We start from the raw sequence: 18885 nt of genomic DNA, 5'->3' as shown, positions 1-18885 counted from the left end.
ATAAAAATTGAAGCCAAAGCTGCCCTTAGTAACCATAGTGGTTCCATGTTATAACGAACAAGAAGTATTAAAAGACACCATTATGCAACTCTCCTCTGTTTTAGATGATCTAAGAAAAGAAGAGTTAATTTCAGCTCATAGCAAGATATTATTTGTAGATGACGGTAGTAAAGACAGGACATGGTCATTAATTGCGATGGAGAGCACCATTAATAGCTATGTAACAGGACTAAAGCTGTCATGCAATGTAGGGCATCAGAAAGCACTTCTCGCTGGACTAGAGAAAGCTAAATCTAAATCGGACTGTGTCGTTTCGATTGATGCTGATCTGCAAGATGATGTTTCTGTTATTCGAAGTTTCCTCTTAAAGTATCATGAGGGGGATGAAATTGTATATGGTGTACGCGATAGTAGAGAAACAGATACTTTTTTCAAACGAAATACTGCTTTATGTTTTTATCGCCTTATGCAAAAGTTGAATATCAACCTTATTTATAACCATGCAGATTATCGTTTAATGAGCAAGCGAGCGATTGAAGAACTTTCACGTTATAAAGAAGCAGATTTGTTTTTAAGAGGAATTGTCCCCTTAATTGGATTTAAATCCTCAAACGTGACATATAATCGAAAAGAGCGTCTAGCCGGGGAAACCAAATATCCTTTGAAAAAAATGGTCTCTTTCGCCTTTAATGGTCTCACCTCATTTAGTGTGGTTCCAATCCGAGCCTTTACTCTTTTAGGGTGCTTATTATTTTTTATAAGTGTGATAACAGGTGGTTATGCGTTTATTCAAAAGTTATTAGGTAACACGAGTATAGGCTGGACCTCTTTAATTATTTCTATTTGGCTGTTAGGTGCCATACAGTTAATAAGTATAGGAGTAGTAGGAGAATATATTGGAAAGATATTTTTAGAAGTAAAAAAGAGGCCTCCTTATGCGGTTGATATTGACTTATATACAGAAAGATTAGGGGTGTCAACGCTCGCAGAAGAAAGCTTATTAACTAAAGAAGAGTTCAACTAAATCAGCTCTTCTTATAATAAAGTGTATAGATCATATATACCCAATCCACTTCTTTCTTTTTTATAAATATTTTTTATTTTTACATGACAATTTGATACTATGGATTTTTAGTTTCATTCTAGCCTTTGTTTTGGCACTTATTAGACACTTTTAAAAATTATTCAAATGAATAATTTGCATCAATCTAATACAAACAAGCATATCTACAAAGATATGCTTGTTTAATTATGTAATGAAGTTTTTACTTGTTAATAAAAAAATCAAAGTATAACTCTTTTACTGCATCTTACATGTTTCCTTTAGAATACATTAATCATTTATTTTTTTATGGTTTAAAAACCCAAAACCTAGTACCAATATAGTTTAATGCAACGCTAACAATCGTTACTAAAACCTTACTGTAAGGAAGTGATATATTAAATCTATAATGAAACAAAGTTAATAAGAAAGATGTAACAATTAAAGTAAAAACATTTAGGGCAGTAAACTTGAGAATTTCATACTTCCCCCTTTTATCTTGTTGTTGAAACGTCCATGTTCTATTTAAAAGATAACTATTTACTACACCACACCCATAAGATACGCATTGAGCTATTATATAATATACGCCTACATAAGATAAGAAAGAAAAAACGAAAAAATCAATAGCTGTATTTAATCCCCCCACGATACAAAATTTTAAGTAGTGAATGCTTTCTTCATTGGCAACTTTCAAATTAAAGAGACCTCCCTTACTTTAAATTTATATAAAGTTTTAACCTTAACTTATTTCTATAGTGCATACTAACTCCAAAAAAAGGCTTTAATTTAGTTTATAGAATTTAATTAACCTTCTTCTTTTGTGCAATAATTCCAATGAAAAAGTGCATTAAGCCTGTTTAGGTTAACGCACTCTATAGCCACATATGAACTACAAAAATTTCCTTTTTTTACAGAGCACGAACATGCTTTTAAAGGCAAACACTTTAGCTCTTTTTGATGAAAAAAGATAATTTATGATACATGCTTTTCATAAGAGGATGAAACATAATAATGCCTAATAGAAATCGGGTCTATGTCTGTACATTGTTCTTAATTATGTTTTAAGCTGATGTTTTCTTTAATGACTTATTGCTTGGTGCAAACCAACCGAATAGAGCTATGCCAACTAATACTCCATAGAAGATTAGTGTCCAGATAGTACTATGTGGAAAATGCGGGTCTAGGACACCTATATCCTTATGAGCAAGAGTAATAACAGCAAGTTTTACACCTACCCAAGCAACGATAGCATAGGCTGTGGTTTCTAAGGCAGGTCGCTTTTCAAGGAGTTGCACAAACCAGGTCGCTGCAAACTTAATCAAGATAAGTCCCGCAATCCCTCCAAGAACCACAACTGCAAACTGTCCACCATCCATACCACCGATGTCACCAAGTTCAGAATCTGGAAGACCAAGGGCTAGAGCGACCGCAGCTAAAATTGAGTCCACTGCAAAAGCGAGGTCAGCTAACGCAATTTTCCCTACTGTAGGACAGAAACCTTTTACAGCAGACTTCTTTACATCATCGTTATGAATATTCTCATTATCTTTCCCAAACCGGGCCTTAATCACATGCTTTAAACCTAAATACAGAAGGTAAGCTGCTCCTACTGCCTGTATCCACCAGACGTTGGCAATAAATGAAATGGCAAAAAGAGCTGCAAACCGAAAAATGAAGGCCATAAGAATTCCGTAATTAATTGCTCTTTTTTTCTGATTGTCTGGTAAATGTTTGGCTATCACTGCTAGTACAAGAGCATTGTCAGCTGATAATAATCCTTCTAAGCCGATTAGGATTAGCAATGCCCAAGCGTATTCGAGCCAGATAGATTCCATTCACCTTCCTCCTTTCTAAAGCGAAACCTGTTAACTAAAGGTTTTTTCTACAATAGAATGACCATATATGCCAGAGACAATCCTAGAGAATAGGACTTTCATTATTTTAACACTACTCCTCTGTAGACGAGTGGTTAAAATCTCAACCAAAAACCAGGTTCTTGAATTTTTGTATAGAGCTTTAGGAATTTATCATTTACGTGTTGGAGCATAACAATTTTTTGTTTTTCGGTTCATTATTTTTAGAGAACGAAAAATTTTCTCAACGGCAATACTTGTCAAACTACCAACAAAGAGGCTTCGGATAATATCAGAGGGATAATGATGCCCTACCCAAACCCTTGAGAATCCTGTTAATAAGGACAATCCCCACATAACTACCCCAATGACACGTTTATGTAGAAAAATAGAAGTGGATACAGCAGTTGTAAGCAACGTATGTTTACTTAAGAATGCGGAGTTCATTTTGGAAGGAATAAGGATGCCGACACGGCGCTTCATAAATGGACGAGGCTTAAAATAAAAACATTGAATTAACATGTTAATCAGCAACGTAAAAGTTGCAGATATGGCGGCATATACAGTCACTTTTCTTTGTGAATAGCCTCGAAACCACATCAACATTAATACAAAAGCGAATAGATAACGTATCTTATTTGAAATCAATATCATCAGCATATCTAATACAGAATAGCGACCAGCCAGTTGATTAATTCTCCTGAATATTTTATAATCCATCCTGATTTTCTCCTTCAATTTTAGATAGACAGATTCTTCTCCCTTAATGAAGAATCCATTACATGATCAATAATCCCATGATAGCAAAAATGGAATCAAAAATAACTATTAAGTCATTTTGTATAATGGAGAGAGAAGTATATATGAAACCTCCTTAATCTATAAGGAGGCCTCTCTTTTTAAAACATAAAAAATTGCTTTGTTATATCTCATCATTTTTATTTAACGATTGTTAGGGAATACTCTTCGAACAGTTTCAGTAAAGTCTTCAAATAGACCATTTCTTGTCGCATCTTCATTAATTCGATTTCCGTAATCCTCCATACGATTTACAAAATCAGGATCGGATGATACATACACATTTCGAATATCCTTATCTGTAGCTTTTACTTGATCTGAAATCTTCTTTTTTAAAGGGTCGGTTACTTCACCGTTTTCTCCATTCTTTAAAACAACAGCCACGTATGCATTTCGGTTTGTAACGATCACATTTGCAGTGTCTATTTCATTTAATTTAGAAATACGATCCGCAGCTTTATCAGCTACCTCTAATTGTGTCTGATTATTATTATCTACATTATTATTTTGGACGCGGTCTGGTTGAAATCCCACGTCTCGTAGATCATTGTTGTCACGAGTATTTTGAGCTTTTTGTTCAGACGGTTCTTCAGTTGGATCAGGCTCAGCTTCATCTTTTTTATCATTACAACCAAAAAGAAAGCCTACTGATAAAATAGCTGATAAGAGTCCTAGTACATATTTTTTTGTCTTCATTCCTTTTTCACTCCTTCTACTAGTCATATATGTATTAAGGTTTACATTGTTTTTTAAATAATCACAGGAAATAATTTGAAAATCCAATTGATGATAGCATCATTTTCCCAGTATATATATGAAGCATCGGCAAAAAATAAAGATGTTGGAAGAGAGCTTTCTTTCAAACACTTATCAAAGAGGGATTTGCATAATGAATAATGTACAGCAGCTAACTTCTTTATTTAATGTTAATGGCCTATCTGGGAAGAAAAATAATAACAGAGGCACGCTACTGTCACTTTTAAGCATAGGAATTGGGACTTTAGTGATTTTGATAATAAGAGGAAATGGAAATAAAACAGGGGCACCAACTATGCAAACAATGATCAGTAGAAACCAGATGAAAAACGGTTTATCCAAGCGATAAAAACTGTATTTACAATAGTATGTTCTGTATAGCAATTGAGTTACGGTTGATTATTAAAGGCTTTATGTAGTTTTTACTACATAAAGCCTTTAATAATCACAAAAAATAAACACTAATAACTTAATTACATAGAAGTAGAATGAACATGTTTTATTTACGATAGACGAGAACAAACACCCTTAGCTAACACATTGTTATTACTCACATAGATTTGAAGGTGCTGACATGAGAATTTTAGTTAGATTCAAGTTATCTATAATTATGGCGCTAATATTACTTAGTAGCTTCGTTATGATTTCCATATTAGTTAAACTAGAAAAACTAGATAAATTTGACCAGTGGTTATTATCTAACGTTCATAAAAATCACTTCTCTTTCTTAACAAAGGTAATGAAATTTCTTGATTTTATTGGATCAACCTACTTTATCATTGGGTTATCGTTGTTGGTGTTATTTTACCTGTATTTTATGATGAAAGATCGTCTTATGTCTGTTTTATTTATTGTTACCATGCTAGGAGAGCGATTACTTGGAGAAGGCTTAAAACCCCTATTAAGTCGTTCACGACCAAACGGTCAGCACTTAATAGAGGTCGATGGACACAGCTTTCCGAGCCAGCATGCTATGAACACTTTTGTCCTCTACGGATTCCTGTTATTCATCCTGTGGAGGCATGTGAAAAATAAAAAAATGAAAGTTCTATTGACTTTAATAGTAATCACTATAATTTTATTCATGGGATTAAGTCGTATATACCTAGGCGTGCATCATCCAAGTGATGTTATTGGTGGATACCTTATTAGTGGATTTTGGCTTACAATGGTTATTCTATATGCAAGGTATTATGAAGAAAAGAACAAGCTCAGAGACAGTTAGGTTCTCTTCCTTTTTTAACAGGCTTATTGGATCTTGATGTTCTATAAGGAGCATTTAAAACTAAAAAGTCTTACGTTTTTAAAAGTACAGACTATAGTTTTTTGCTCCATTAGGACATATTAAACGTTATCTTTATGAAAGAAGCTACAGAAGCAGGCTTAAGCAGGCTTTTTCAGGGATACTACTACTACTTTCTATGTGGTAACCTCATATCATTAGCAAACTACTGAAGAGTAGGTTGCTTGATCAGTAAACACTTTTTCTGTTTTTTAGTTGTATATCATATACGAAGTTAGTTAGTATAAGCACTTAAAAATAAAGCCTCTATATGATAAATAGGGGCTTTATTTCTTTCTTAGCAATAAAACTATAAAATAAGCCAGCATGAAAGACAAAATAGCTGCAATGATTATTTTCAGATACGAAAACTCCAGAGCAAATGGTTCAGGTACTTCTGGATTTAACCGAAGAATAGACCACCATTGTCCATTTGTACCTTCTAACAACGTTACAAGTGCCCATAGAGTAAACAGAAAAACAAACCACAAAAGAAAGATGACATATTCAGAGGTTTTTTTGCTCATTTATAAATAAATCCTTTCTCTAATATAAGTCCCATTCTAGAGAATTATTGTGTTCTTTTTCTTAAAAGATATACACTATAAATTAGTAGCGAAACTAATAAAGCGACCTACATAACGTATTAAAAAATGAATGACATTGGTCACTTGGCTTCCTTCTTAAAATAACACTCTCTCCATTTCACTAAAAAATGTTACAAAAAATTAGGTATGATACAATTTTAAAATTACATGATCAACATCATAGGAAATGACCTCCGAATTTAATATAAATTTATATTCTTCTTAATTGGTGGTGTTATTTGTCTCAGTATTTTAATATTTTCTATTTACACTGATCTTAATCATAATTCCAGCTATAATCCTGCACGTATAGAAAAAAACTTTGAAAAGAATCTATAGTTCCCTTTATTATTCTCTTCTACACAAATTATTTAGGCCGAACAACTTATAAAAAATAATTTATACTCTAATCTTATATAAACGGATATTTAATAGTATTTTGAGCAAACTACTCAAGATGCCGTAAGGCATCCAATAATCCGACACGAATCTCTTCTCCAAGAGCAGAAAAACTCCCCTTGTGCAGTGGGGAGTTTTTCTGTTTTTTAGACTGTATAGAGTATTCATTTTTAGTTAACATAATCACTCTTTCCGGAACACAACCCAAAAAAGAACCCTTGTCGCAGAACGGTTCCGCCGAGGGTTCTTTTTCCGGAGTATGCAGCTTTTTATACATCCTTGATGTGACTACGTTTTCTCGATACCCAAGTGGAGGGTAAATGTATAAAAAGTGCACCTTTTATACATATGCTCGTTCCTATAAAAATAATCTTTTTTAAAAAAATTAAAATATTATTCTCCCTTATGTTAGTTTATGGAATAAATTATGTTGTAACAAAAACCCAATTTATGTTAATATGCTATTTGTTATTACATATTTACTAGTTTTTAGGGGGAAATTCAATGAACAGCAAGAAAAAGAAACTCATCACAGCAGCTGTAGCAGGGGTTATGATATTCGGTGTTGCCTCTCAGCTGCCATTACAAGCAAAAGCAGCTACTGAGATAGAAGAATCAGAATTACCTACATTATCAGATGAAGAAATTAAGGAGCTTGTTCAACTTCAAAATGAGCTTCAATCAGCAGGCATCACTACAAGCGATATTGTAAAGGGAATTCAAAGAGAATTACCAAAAGATTCGTCGTCGGGCGAAATGACGACGATGGGCGTTAAATCACAAGCTGCCAAAGTTGCCGCAAAAGCAATGATTAAAAAATTAGGCCGTTATGGAAAAGTAGCTTGGGACAGAACAGTTAGTTCCTACATAAACAAGCTACCTATTTCAAGCACATCAAAAAAACTTCTTAAAGGTTATTTAAAATATGAAGTTGTTATGAAAACATTAAATGTTGTAATTGGATTCTCTGGAACAATTACAGCAGGGATTTCAAATCAGTTGCAAAAAACAGGCGTTCCAAAATGGTTATCGGATATGGTGGCTCGTGCCTTAGTAACATTACTTCTGTGATGTAAAATAAATAATCACTTCTATTGTCATATGAAACAAGTCTTCTATGAATATTTTGGAAGTTTGATATAATGGACACCTAGAGGTTTACATAAAGTAGGTGAAATATGTATGGGAAAAAGACCTTGGTATCGGTCTGATGGATTTTTTACTCTTCTTTGCATTCTAGTACCACCAATTGGTTATATCGTTGTCTTAGCTAACAAAAAGCGCTTAAAGCACGATAATTGGGTAGGACTTTTAACTGTAGCAACTATCACAATGGCCCTTTGGTTAATTAAATTTTTGCCAGGTCAATGGGGTACCATTCTTTTCCTAACTGCAGCAGGAATATATGGATATCACAAGTTACTTAGGAAACTTAAAAAAGATGAATAAATGTTAATTCTATATAAAAAGGTATGCTGATAGAGGCATACTTTTTTATATAGAATTAAATGTTTTACTCAAAATAAGTACTAAATAAATGGTTTATCTACTCTCTTTTATAAAGAAGTTAATTATTAATATTATTTTTTACCAGAAAGTAATTTTTTTGAAAAAATACATCTTAGTATTAAAAAAGTATCATTATCAGAATAACTTTTTGATTAAGATATAGGTTTTTAATCCCGCATGTATATGAATCTAGAAAACTGACCACACTAATAATATATTCCCTCTATTCCATCGTTAAACTTGAAAATCCTTTGCTATTGGAGCAAAGGATTCTTTTTTTATAATAAAGTTCGTAAAAGTATACCTTAACGAACGTTTTTGAGGGAATAATAGTTTAGGAATAAATAAGAACCCAATTTCTCTAATTGAATACAGAGAAATTGGGCTTTTTAGTATTGGAATTTCCTTAACGTTGTAAATCTGCATTTTCCTGACGTTACCCCTTATTGAGTAGAGCGTACTAAATTAATAAACTTCTTAATTCCTTCCGAGGTTTGTTCTTCATTAGCATAGGAATAGCTTAACCGAAGCCATGAGGATGGCTCTTTTAAGGGGTCACATATTTGGCCGGGAACAAAGGAAATGGATTGTTCAAGACTCTTGACCAATAAATCTTCTGTTGACAGGCAGTCTGGGAGCTGTACCCATAAATTCAAACCACCATTTGGGCTAGTCCATCGCCAATCGGTTACGGACAGTTCTTCCTCCATGATTTCCTTTCGTATTTGTAGCGCAATTCGTAGCTTCTCAACGTGTTGCTGCAGCCTTGGAGATGAAAAGTAATGCAGGAAAATCTTTTGATTCAAAAGTGGTGATCCATTATCCGCCAATGATTTTACTGCTAGCAATGATTTCACCAAGGAATACTGATAGTTCATCATGACAGCTATTCGCAACCCTGGTGATATATATTTGCAAAAGCTTTTGATATAAATCACCATGCCGGAGGTATCATAGGTATACATGGGCGGCGGAGGCTCCTGAGCAAAAAAGATGTCGTTGTACACATCGTCTTCTATTAACAAACAACGGTAGTGCTCGGCTAACTGGACTAATTGCTTTCTTTGAGCCGATGGGACCGTGTATCCGGTTGGATTATGGAAGGTTGGATTCATATAAAACAGACGAGGTTTGTGTGTTTTCATGATACATTCAATCTGCTCTAAATCATATCCGTACGGATGAATATCGACGGTGACAATATTGGCTCCTTGTGCTCGGAAAATATCAATGGCAGAACTATAGCTTGGCCTCTCCAAGAGGATAGTGTCTCTTGATTTTATAAATGCCTGGGCAATCAGATGAATGGCTTGCTGGGAACCGGTCGTAATTAAAAGCTGATCTGGATGTGTAATCGTTTTATACTTCCGATTAAAATGGTCAGAAAGTGATTGACGCAGTTCATGATCGCCTTGAACGCTGGAGTAGGTGGAGAGAACCTTTGGGTAGAGATCAAAAACTTTTTTCACATAGTCGGATATGAAGCGATTTGGTAAAAGATTAGGGTCAATTAATGCCTGCGAAAATTGATAGGAAACAGGTACCTGATGGATTTCCGATAAATGATTTTTTTGTACATATGCAGAAACAATCAGATTATCCAGACTTTCTAATTTATTAATTTTACGGGATTGGACATAATAGCCGGATTTATCTTTGACATAGACTCTATTTTCCTGTCTAAGAAGCTGGTAGGCCTTTAATACAGTTAAGCGATGAACCTTCATTTTAGCAGCTAAATTTCTAATTGAAGGGAGCTTTTCATTTTCATTCCATTCATTGAGTTCGATTCGGTGTAGTACATAATCGTATACTTGTTTATATAAATAATCTCTATTCATTTCTTTCCCTCCCAATCCCTTTGATTTTAGCATGTTTCTTTTTGATCTGGTCTAATGAAGTTCATCTGTTCTATTAACCTTCACCTATAATGGAGCAAAGAGGAGGAATTGATATGGATTTTTATATCGTAGATGTCTTTGCTGAAAAAAAATATCAGGGAAATCAGCTTGCTGTTCTAGTGCCAGACCATCATCTCACAGCGAAGGAGATGCAGCAGATTGCCAAAGAAATTCATTTTTCGGAAACGAGCTTCATCATGTCCAATAAACAGGAAAATGGTGGGTATGATGTTCGAATCTTCACCCCAGATGAGGAGGTGCCCTTCGCGGGACATCCTACCTTGGGCACAGCGTATATCATCAACCAAATTATAGAAAAAGGAAACGCCTCAACAGTCATCTTAAATCTGCCTGTTGGACAGATCCCAGTTGTTTTCAACGGTGACATTCTCACCATGAGTCAAAACGAACCTGCCTTCGGCATGAAGATAGACCAGCTCGAATTTGTCGCAAGGGTGCTCAATATACAGGTGGAGGACATACGGACGGATTTTCCAATCCAGCTGGTCTCCACAGGACTGCCCTGCATCATTGTTCCACTGAAAGCAGCCGACGTGGTACAACGATGCAGCATCGATCCTGTACAGTTTAAACGTTTTCTGGAAACTTATTATAAATGTAACCTGCTTGTTTTTTCTGAGGAGGAGAGCAGGGGCCCAAACTGCCTTCATGTGCGGGTATTCTTAAGCGATACGGGCTTTTATGAGGATCCTGCGACAGGTAGCGCAAATGGCAATTTGGCGGGTTACCTTCTGAAACATCGGTTCTTCGATAAAGACAAACTCGATATTCGTGGCAATCAGGGCTATGAGATGGGACGTCCCTCAAATGTGAATATTACCGCCAAATTAAAAAATGGAACATATGATATCCAAATTGGCGGGAAGGTGCAACTAGTCGCAAAGGGAGACTGGTTATCGAGTGACTGAGAGGGACACTGGAACAGGTCTCTCATTCTACCGTATATTTACGTTTTATAGGGGAAACTGTATTTTCCCGCGTCCCATCGATATACTGATGCTTAATGGTTTCTGATGCAAAAGCCGTTCGATAACTTTGTCTTTTTTCCGGCGTGGGATTTTCCCAGTATTCTTCTCTAGTCGCCCATTTTGATCCCAAACCTTCTCGATAAATGTTTCCGTTTTGGCTAATAATTGCTGTTACACGCTCTGGATTATGCATAGCTAAACGAAAACCAATAGGAGCACCATAATCAAAAACGTATAGAGCATACTTATCAAGTTCTAATTTATTAACGAAAGCTTCAATTACCTCAGTAATATGATCAAATGTATAGTCGAATTCTTTTCGATCAGGCGAAGTTGTATTTCCAAAGCCAGGATAATCAGGAGCAATTACATAATAATCTTTTTCTAGAACCGGAATAAGATCTCGGAACATGTGGCTTGCAGATGGAAAGCCATGTAGCAATAAGATGGTTGGTTTATCTGGATTCCCTGCCTTCCTATAAAATATATTCAGACCTTTCACTTCTAAAGTATGATATGTTACCATACAAACTCTCCTCTCCTAATTACCAAACGTTAAAGTGACTAAACCCTCTTCTAAACAACTATCATCAATAAAGACTTTATTTTTAGCTAAAGTTACCGACTGTTTTCTCCAAATATTTCTTAATCAATACCTATACTTTATAATAGATTTGCCTATCATGTATAATTCAATACTGAGATAGGGGGTATCTCTAAAAGAGATATCCACTTAAGTTAGGAGGCAATATGAATATTCAATTGCTTCACGTCTTTTTGTTGAAAAAGCTATCATATCAAGTTTTTTCTTAAAAAATGATATGATAGCTTTTATTTATTAAACCTTTAGTTATCAAAATGACGCAAACAAAGATATATGAACAAAGCAATGCTTTATATTGTTCTTTCTCTTTCTACTACTTCCTTCTCAACTACATGCTTTCAATACTTATTAGACACATAAAAGTTAAATTTCTTCATTCTGTATATTTTCTGTATTTACAATCTTAACAGGCTTATTATCAAATCGAATCCCGGATAATAAAAAGAGAGCACCAATTAATACAACAATTGCAGCCCCAATTAAAGCAGAGTTGTAATTATGACTAGCAGATGCAAAGTGGCCAGCAAGCAAGGGCCCTATCATTTGACCAGCAGCATAAATAGCTGTGAGGTAACCAATGATACGACTGCTATTCTTTGGATTAATTCGGCTTGCTAATGTTGTAGCAAGTGTTGTAATTCCCATAAATGTTGCTCCAAACAATAGTGCACTTACAATTAAACCTATTTTAGTCATTAATAATACCGGAACTACAATGCCAAACGCTTGTAATAGCATGGTAACAACTAAGCATTTCACAAACCCCATTTTTTTGGCAAGTGAAGACCAGATAATACAAGATGGAATCGCAGCTAAACCGACAATCATCCATATAAAGGTTGCATCGCCATTAAAATTTGGTATTTGTCCTGCAATAGATATAATAAAGGTACCAGTTACAATATACCCTAGACCCTCTAGGCCATAGGCTATAATCAACCAAGGAATCCATTTCGTTGGAGGGCCATGAGCAGGTATCTCCTTCTTCTTATTCTGAGTAGAACTAGAGGTCTCATCTTTCAACCAAATCCATACTAGGAAAGTTAGTATAATACTTAGAATAGAGAGCCCAATCCATGCTCCTTCCCATTTAAAATAATGATTTAAAATAGGGATAGTGATTCCAGTAAGAAAAATCCCTACTCCAACTCCTCCATAGAAAAGCCCAGACCAATTTGTTTTTTCCTTTTCAGCAAGTTTCTCTAATACAATACTTGAAGCTAACACAAGTACAAATGCACTAGAAAAACCAGACACAAAGCGAAAGATATACCATGCTGAATACATTTGAAATAACCCCATACCTGCAGTGGTAATTACACTAAGGATTAGACTCAATTTCAAAAACGTTTTTCTACGTTGTTTTAAAGGAAGGATACCCACTAAAACAGCTCCGACTAGGTATCCTGCGTAGTTGCTTGTAGCAAGATACCCGGCAACTTTATTTGAAAATGACATGTCACTTTGCATAAGAGGTAGAATAGGCGTATAGGAAAACCTTGCAATGCCCATTGCAATAACTAACGATAATATTCCACCAACTAAAATTTTAATCAAGATCTCATCTCCTTAAAAAATGTTACTACTTCAGCATATCTCTATTTTGATATATAATAAAATACATAAAATAGATAACAGGTATCTTTAAAACAGATATCAAAATCCATCGAAGTTTGTATCTCTGGCTTCTCAATGAGTCTGCTAGCACGTTCATAATTTTTTAAGTCTATAGAGCTCTCTGTACTACTATATTTACACATGTGTAAAAGCCCTTTGCTTAATAAGAGCAAAGGGCTTTTTATTAAATAAAATGTGATAAATTCAATTACTATGGCGGGGTTTATTCCATATACGTACACACTTTCTAATTATGAATCCACGCTATAGTTGTGTGGAAACCTTTATCCATATAACGAGGATGAAAGTCCCTTCTCCTCCTCTAGGATATTATAGAGGACTAATCCTCTCCTCTTGAAACATTTCTACAAATTTAATAAGAGGCGTAGAGAAAGTGGCATCAGTACGATAAATAAAAAGCGTGTCGACTAGCGAAAATTTTTCTGGAATAGGATAATGAGTAACCTCCTCTAGATAGCTGTATCTTTGTACAATAGACAGAGGTAGTAAAGTAACTCCCAGTCCAGCTGCTATACATCCCATAAGGGCATCCAAGGAACCAAACTCCATAACTTTAGAAGGTATCACCCCTTCTTCATGTAACCAATGCTTTAACTTCTCACGATAAAAACAACCTTTGTGTAAAACTAACAGTGTCAAATCATCAACTTTATGAGATTTTAAAGATTGAGAAAGTAACGAATTTCCTACCAATACTAATTCTTCACTGAACACCTTCTTTGTAATAAGGTCAGGATGAGATAGAGGTCCAGAGACAAATGCACCGTCTAATTCATAATTTAACACTGCTTCAATATGCTGACTGGTAGGCCCTGTTTTTAAGTTTAGGTCTACTTGCGGATAAGCAGAATGATACCTAGAAAGAAACCTAGGCAAATGAACGGCAGCCGTTGTCTCCATTGATCCGATACCTAATGGACCCTGAGGGTCTTCTTGGTCCTTCATTACTTCTTTTGTTTCATCTAAAAGACGAAAAATTTTATTAGCATAAGTTACTAATACTTCTCCTTTTGCTGTTAGTGTAACCCCTTTGTTATGTCGATAAAATAAGACCGTTTGCAGGCTGTTTTCTAACTGTTGCATCCGAGTCGTAATATTAGACTGTGCATAATTTAGCTCTTTTGCAGCTTTTGAGAAACTCCCATATTCGGCAACTGCCTTAAAAATACGCAAAGATTGAATATCCATGTTTCTTCACACCTAATTTCTCTTTGCCATCTGTTAAAACGATGGCAAATATCTTTATTTTGAATTATACCATATGGAGAAGAGCGTATATGATAAATATGGAGCATCTTTTATGAGGATTATAAAGTGCAATTATATTTTTATGAGTCTCACATGTGCTCTTAATAAAAATGAATTAACTACCAGACCACATCATTTATTTAAATCTTAATACAACTCGTGTAGTCTACTTCATAACCTGGGGGAGAAAAATGAATTTAGATAATCGTGTTTGTGAAATTTTAGATATTAAGGTACCCATTATACAGGCTGGTATGGCGGGAGATAAAATTACAACAGTAGATCTCATTGTAAACGTATGTGAGGCAGGTGGGCTTGGAACATTAGGTGCTGCTTATATGCATCCAGAGGATATCCGACAAGCTGTGAGAGAGATTCGAAAATATACTAAAAGGCCCTTTGCTGTTAATCTTTTTGCTACTGAAATGGCAGATAATACGGGTGGGTTAGAAGAGGTTCAGCAATTATTAGATACGATGCGAGGCGTTTTATCTATTAAGCGTGTTGAACAAGAAGTCAAAACTAAAAATTTATTTAAAGAGCAGTTTAAAGTATTGGTAGAAGAACAAGTACCTATCGTAAGCACAGCTTTTGGTGTTCTTCCACCTTATGCGATGAAAATAGCAAAAGAAAATGACATAAAAGTTATGACAATGGTTACAACAGTCAAAGAAGCCCTAACTGCACAAGAACAGGGGACGGATGTGATTATAGCTCAAGGAAGTGAAGCAGGTGGTCATCGAGGAACATTTGATGTAAATGAGCATCCTTACGGAGCTAATATTGGGCTGTTCTCACTTGTACCTCAAATAGTGGATCAAGTGGATGTTCCCGTCATTGCCACCGGTGGAATTATGGATGGAAGAGGATTAATCGCAGCTTTAGCTTTGGGCGCGAGTGGTGTACAAATGGGAACTGCTTTTTTAGCGACACAAGAATCTGGAGCACATCCTTGTTATAAAGAGGCTCTTCACGAAAGTAATGAAGAAAGCACGGTTCTCACTAAACATTTCTCAGGTCGTCCCGCGCGAGGAATAGCAAACACTTTTATTAAGGAGTTTGAAACTTCTAAGATTCAACCTCTATGTTTTCCTACACAAAATACAATTACGGGAGATATTCGAAAAGCTGCAGCTAAGTTAGGTAATAGAGAGTATATGTCTTTATGGTGCGGTCAAAGTACAAGGCTATTAAAAAGAGATAAAACAGCAGCTGATCTAGTGAAAGCTACTATGCAACAAGCAGAAAACATTCTAAAAACACTTACTTATAGTTAAATCAGCAAATGAGCCTCTTTCTACAGTACTTACCTATTGAATCTATAGAGTTGGGCTTTTCCTATTCAATCATTTACTCTAAAGATATAATAAATGATGTGAAAAAATATTTGAATTGTAAGGTGAACAACATGAGAATTGGTTTTTTTGATTCTGGAATTGGCGGAATATCAGTATTAAATGAAGCAATAAAACATTTTCCGAAAGAAGATTTTTTATACTATGCTGATACACGCAATGTTCCGTATGGAACCAAGACAAAAGAAGAAGTAAATAAACATGTCCAAACTGCAGTGGAAGATATTCTTAAACAAGAGGTTAAAGCACTTGTTATTGCTTGCAATACAGCTACTAGCATCTCTATTAACGAATTAAGGACTACTTACGATATTCCAATCATCGGAATGGAGCCTGCCGCAAAGCCTGCTATTAAATTAAGTAGTTCAATGGATAAAAGAGTGCTTGTTTTTGCTACAGACTTAACATTAAAAGAATTGAAATATAAAAAGTTAATTACTAAAATTGATAAGGATTCAATCGTTGACCCATTACCTCTTCCAGAATTAGTTGAATTCTGTGAAGATCTAAACTTTAATTGGGATGAATTAAGTACGTATTTTAGAACAAAGCTAGAAGGATTTGATTTAAATCAATATGGTACGGTTGTATTAGGTTGCACTCATTTCCCTTATTACAAGCCTGTATTAAAAGATTTGCTTCCCTCTCATATTCAACTTATTGATGGCAGTAAAGGTACTGTAGAAAGACTGTCTAGTCTCCTAGAAGAAAAAAGTTTACTAAGTACCAATGGAACTAATGATATTTCGTTTCAATGTTCTAGTAACGATAAGAACTATATGATAAAGATGGAAAATGCATTAAATATACTGCAAAATGCATTAAATAAACCAAAAAGAAAGCACCTTAAGTAAAGGTGCTTTCTTTTGCGTTCCTGTAATGGGTATTGCGTTTAGTTTCACTTTTCAACATATCGATAACATAATAAACTAACTCTAAATTTCATTTTATCATTTATATGTTTTGTAGAAAAATAGATCATTTTTCTTTGTTTCATTTGATTTTGCATAGCATTGAACATATCCATTGAGATAATGGCTTCGTGTGTATTACAGTAATGTTCATGTCTTCTTCTTTTGCTTTTTACGCTTTTTACTTGTAACACTTACTGTAGTAGTACGCTCCTGAACTAAGTCTCTAACTTAATGAGGGTTAGCTAAGAGATTAGTTTAATCTTGGAATCATTCCACTTATCACCGGTAATCAAGTGGTTATTCATAGGGGATTTCTAGAAGTTTCGAGCCTTTTTGTATGCCTTTATTTCATAGCTATTTAAAGTAATTATGTAGAATAAAACTACATTTTACCTCAAATTAAAATATATTGTCAATAAAATTTTGTAATGTTTTTAAAAAATGTTATAATAGTCTTACAATTGTTTTTTTAATCATATTTTGAATTCCACTTTATTTTTATGCAGATAGAATTATGGACACGTTTTTTCAATATCCGTGTTTAAACCGAGGGAAAATTCAAACAGTTGTGTGAGCTTTAAAGGTAAGTTAGTTGAATAAAATTATCAATTTACTATCTAATAGTAACCGAGTTTTTATTCTACAAGGAGGCCTAGAATGATGAATCTAATCAATAAGAAAGTTACACACAAGCATTTTGGTACGGGTAGTATAGTTAAATATAATGATTCTAGTATTGAAATACATTTCGCATCGGAAAATAAAAAGTTTGTTTTCCCCGATGTATTTGGAAAGCACCTAAAACTACATGATAAAAGTGTTGCTGATTCACTTGAACAAATTATACGAAAAAAGGAAATGGAACTAAAAGAGGAAGAATGGAAGAAGGAAGAGGAAAAAAAACTACAACGAAAAAACCAGGAACTTCGCTGGGGACATGAAAAACTTATGAAAAATCATAAACTTCATCCCGAATCACAAATGGTTTTTTGGTGTGACACAGAAGAACAGAATAGTTCTTTTTCAGAGTGGAAGGTTTTTTCAGGCGTAATAAAAAGTGGTAATAACAAGGGGAAGCCAACCAAACCCATCCGCTTACACCAAAATAGCGCTGTCTTGTTAACAGCAATAGATTCCAGCATGCCTGAAAAAGACAGACGTATCTTAGGTGTCTATATGGTGAATGAAGATTTTATCGGTAAGCTTTGTGAAGATGGATATATTCCTGCTCATTCAAAATACAGAATCCAACTCACAGAACAGGAATCGGATCAGATGCTTTTCTGGGAATACTATGTAAATGGAAGATTCCCGGAAAAAATGACATGGAATACAGGTAAATACCGTTATTTTGATAATTCATGGATGGCTCAAATGTTACTTAATATAGTTTCGTTAAAAAGTGACCCAAAGGAACGAGAACAGGCACAACAATTTTTTGAACATTTTTGTAAAATGAATCTGATAACAGCTCAAGAGTTACCAAAGCCTAATGGTGCATTAATGCGCATGTAGACGTTAGCTCAAAGATAATAAGGATGACAGGGGACTGACACATTTTTCCCACCCATCACTAATGGCGAACAGTGCCTGACTCTGTTTGTTAATAAGTGTGTAAGTAAATCAGATCTTCCTGCAGTTATTTTTCTTAGTGTATTTATTAACCAATGGTCCTTTTTTAGAGGCTTACAAACAGCTGATCCAACAACATCTACTTTAATTTTGGTAACAACACCTATTTTAACAGGGTTGTCAAAAACTTAAGAAAATAGTATGGACTAGTATTATGTAACTTGCTAAGATGAATATTTTCTTATATAGTAAGCAAACTACTCAAAAAGCCGAGAGACATCTAACCAATCCTGTAAAATCTTTGTTGTTTAAAAACAGAAAAACTAACCTATAGGACTCAGAGGTTGGTTTTTCTGTTTTTAAAAGGAACCCTTGCGGGAGTTGAATTCCAGGGGAAGCCTTGTTGCTGTTTTATGAAATTTTTATACATCAGTG

Annotated in this window: 18 protein-coding genes and 1 pseudogene; 10 read left to right on the top strand and 9 right to left on the bottom strand. The window is 34.7% G+C overall.

Annotated features, from left to right (window positions below; translation table 11 throughout):
- Positions 1 to 7: 7 nt before the first annotated feature.
- Entirely contained in the window at positions 8 to 1024 is a 1017-nt protein-coding gene (locus LIS78_RS27665) for a glycosyltransferase family 2 protein (protein ID WP_209151987.1), read from the top strand.
- Positions 1025 to 1349: 325 nt separating this feature from the next.
- On the opposite strand, the gene LIS78_RS27660 is transcribed toward LIS78_RS27665, so the two are convergent.
- The 4 genes from LIS78_RS27660 to LIS78_RS27645 form a co-directional block, all read right to left on the bottom strand.
- Entirely contained in the window at positions 1350 to 1739 is a 390-nt protein-coding gene (locus LIS78_RS27660) for a GtrA family protein (RefSeq protein WP_245210737.1), read from the bottom strand.
- 367 nt (positions 1740 to 2106) lie between these two features.
- Positions 2107 to 2880 (bottom strand): TerC family protein, encoded by a 774-nt coding sequence (locus tag LIS78_RS27655; protein WP_252285402.1) that lies wholly within the window; start codon positions 2878 to 2880, stop codon positions 2107 to 2109.
- 192 nt (positions 2881 to 3072) lie between these two features.
- Positions 3073 to 3618: an undecaprenyl-diphosphatase gene (locus LIS78_RS27650; RefSeq protein WP_252285401.1), complete on the bottom strand. Its 546-nt coding sequence runs from the start codon at positions 3616 to 3618 to the stop codon at positions 3073 to 3075.
- A 222-nt stretch (positions 3619 to 3840) separates the two neighbouring features.
- Positions 3841 to 4392, bottom strand: coding sequence for a YhcN/YlaJ family sporulation lipoprotein (locus LIS78_RS27645; RefSeq protein WP_098324973.1), 552 nt, complete (start codon positions 4390 to 4392; stop codon positions 3841 to 3843).
- 193 nt (positions 4393 to 4585) lie between these two features.
- Between LIS78_RS27645 and LIS78_RS27640 the strand changes: the two genes are divergently transcribed.
- Positions 4586 to 4801, top strand: coding sequence for a hypothetical protein (locus tag LIS78_RS27640; protein ID WP_098324974.1), 216 nt, complete (start codon positions 4586 to 4588; stop codon positions 4799 to 4801).
- Positions 4802 to 5092: 291 nt separating this feature from the next.
- The gene (locus tag LIS78_RS27635; RefSeq protein WP_179880364.1) at positions 5093 to 5677 is read left to right on the top strand and encodes a phosphatase PAP2 family protein; all 585 of its coding nucleotides are present in this window, start codon (positions 5093 to 5095) and stop codon (positions 5675 to 5677) included.
- A gap of 344 nt (positions 5678 to 6021) precedes the next feature.
- Here the strand turns inward: LIS78_RS27635 and LIS78_RS27630 are convergent, their stop codons facing one another.
- On the bottom strand, positions 6022 to 6261 hold the full coding sequence (locus LIS78_RS27630) for a hypothetical protein (RefSeq protein WP_209151984.1): 240 nt from the start codon (positions 6259 to 6261) through the stop codon (positions 6022 to 6024).
- A gap of 963 nt (positions 6262 to 7224) precedes the next feature.
- Between LIS78_RS27630 and LIS78_RS27625 the strand changes: the two genes are divergently transcribed.
- Both LIS78_RS27625 and LIS78_RS27620 read left to right on the top strand, forming a co-directional pair.
- Positions 7225 to 7791, top strand: coding sequence for a hypothetical protein (locus LIS78_RS27625; protein ID WP_252285400.1), 567 nt, complete (start codon positions 7225 to 7227; stop codon positions 7789 to 7791).
- Positions 7792 to 7902: 111 nt separating this feature from the next.
- Positions 7903 to 8169 (top strand): hypothetical protein, encoded by a 267-nt coding sequence (locus tag LIS78_RS27620; RefSeq protein ID WP_252285399.1) that lies wholly within the window; start codon positions 7903 to 7905, stop codon positions 8167 to 8169.
- A 503-nt stretch (positions 8170 to 8672) separates the two neighbouring features.
- Here the strand turns inward: LIS78_RS27620 and LIS78_RS27615 are convergent.
- Entirely contained in the window at positions 8673 to 10070 is a 1398-nt protein-coding gene (locus LIS78_RS27615) for an aminotransferase-like domain-containing protein (protein ID WP_252285398.1), read from the bottom strand.
- Between the two features lie 113 nt (positions 10071 to 10183).
- On the opposite strand from LIS78_RS27615, the gene LIS78_RS27610 reads away from it, so the two are divergent.
- Positions 10184 to 11059, top strand: a complete 876-nt coding sequence (locus LIS78_RS27610) for a PhzF family phenazine biosynthesis protein (protein WP_252285397.1) — start codon at positions 10184 to 10186, stop codon at positions 11057 to 11059.
- A gap of 22 nt (positions 11060 to 11081) precedes the next feature.
- On the opposite strand, the gene LIS78_RS27605 is transcribed toward LIS78_RS27610, so the two are convergent.
- The 3 genes from LIS78_RS27605 to LIS78_RS27595 form a co-directional block, all read right to left on the bottom strand.
- A complete protein-coding gene (locus tag LIS78_RS27605; RefSeq protein WP_252285396.1) occupies positions 11082 to 11645 on the bottom strand; it encodes an alpha/beta fold hydrolase in 564 nt (187 codons plus the stop codon).
- A gap of 441 nt (positions 11646 to 12086) precedes the next feature.
- Positions 12087 to 13280 (bottom strand): YbfB/YjiJ family MFS transporter, encoded by a 1194-nt coding sequence (locus LIS78_RS27600; RefSeq protein ID WP_252285395.1) that lies wholly within the window; start codon positions 13278 to 13280, stop codon positions 12087 to 12089.
- Positions 13281 to 13670: 390 nt separating this feature from the next.
- On the bottom strand, positions 13671 to 14549 hold the full coding sequence (locus LIS78_RS27595) for a LysR family transcriptional regulator (protein WP_252285394.1): 879 nt from the start codon (positions 14547 to 14549) through the stop codon (positions 13671 to 13673).
- Between the two features lie 251 nt (positions 14550 to 14800).
- Here LIS78_RS27595 and LIS78_RS27590 point away from each other — a divergent pair, with 251 nt between their 5' ends.
- The 4 genes and pseudogenes from LIS78_RS27590 to LIS78_RS31740 form a co-directional block, all read left to right on the top strand.
- Positions 14801 to 15886, top strand: coding sequence for an NAD(P)H-dependent flavin oxidoreductase (locus tag LIS78_RS27590; protein ID WP_209151943.1), 1086 nt, complete (start codon positions 14801 to 14803; stop codon positions 15884 to 15886).
- 131 nt (positions 15887 to 16017) lie between these two features.
- The gene (gene murI / locus LIS78_RS27585) at positions 16018 to 16818 is read left to right on the top strand and encodes a glutamate racemase (RefSeq protein ID WP_209151944.1); all 801 of its coding nucleotides are present in this window, start codon (positions 16018 to 16020) and stop codon (positions 16816 to 16818) included.
- A gap of 720 nt (positions 16819 to 17538) precedes the next feature.
- Positions 17539 to 18393, top strand: a complete 855-nt coding sequence (locus LIS78_RS27580; RefSeq protein WP_209152016.1) for a malate synthase — start codon at positions 17539 to 17541, stop codon at positions 18391 to 18393.
- Between the two features lie 144 nt (positions 18394 to 18537).
- Positions 18538 to 18630, top strand: a pseudogene (locus tag LIS78_RS31740) (DMT family transporter); the annotation flags it as partial.
- Positions 18631 to 18885: the final 255 nt, after the last annotated feature.

Origin of the sequence: Priestia megaterium, from assembly GCF_023824195.1 — a bacterium.
Lineage (GTDB): Bacteria > Bacillota > Bacilli > Bacillales > Bacillaceae_H > Priestia > Priestia megaterium_D.
The sequence above is the reverse complement of the archived record's forward strand: the minus strand, read 5'-3'. Positions and strand labels throughout refer to the sequence as shown.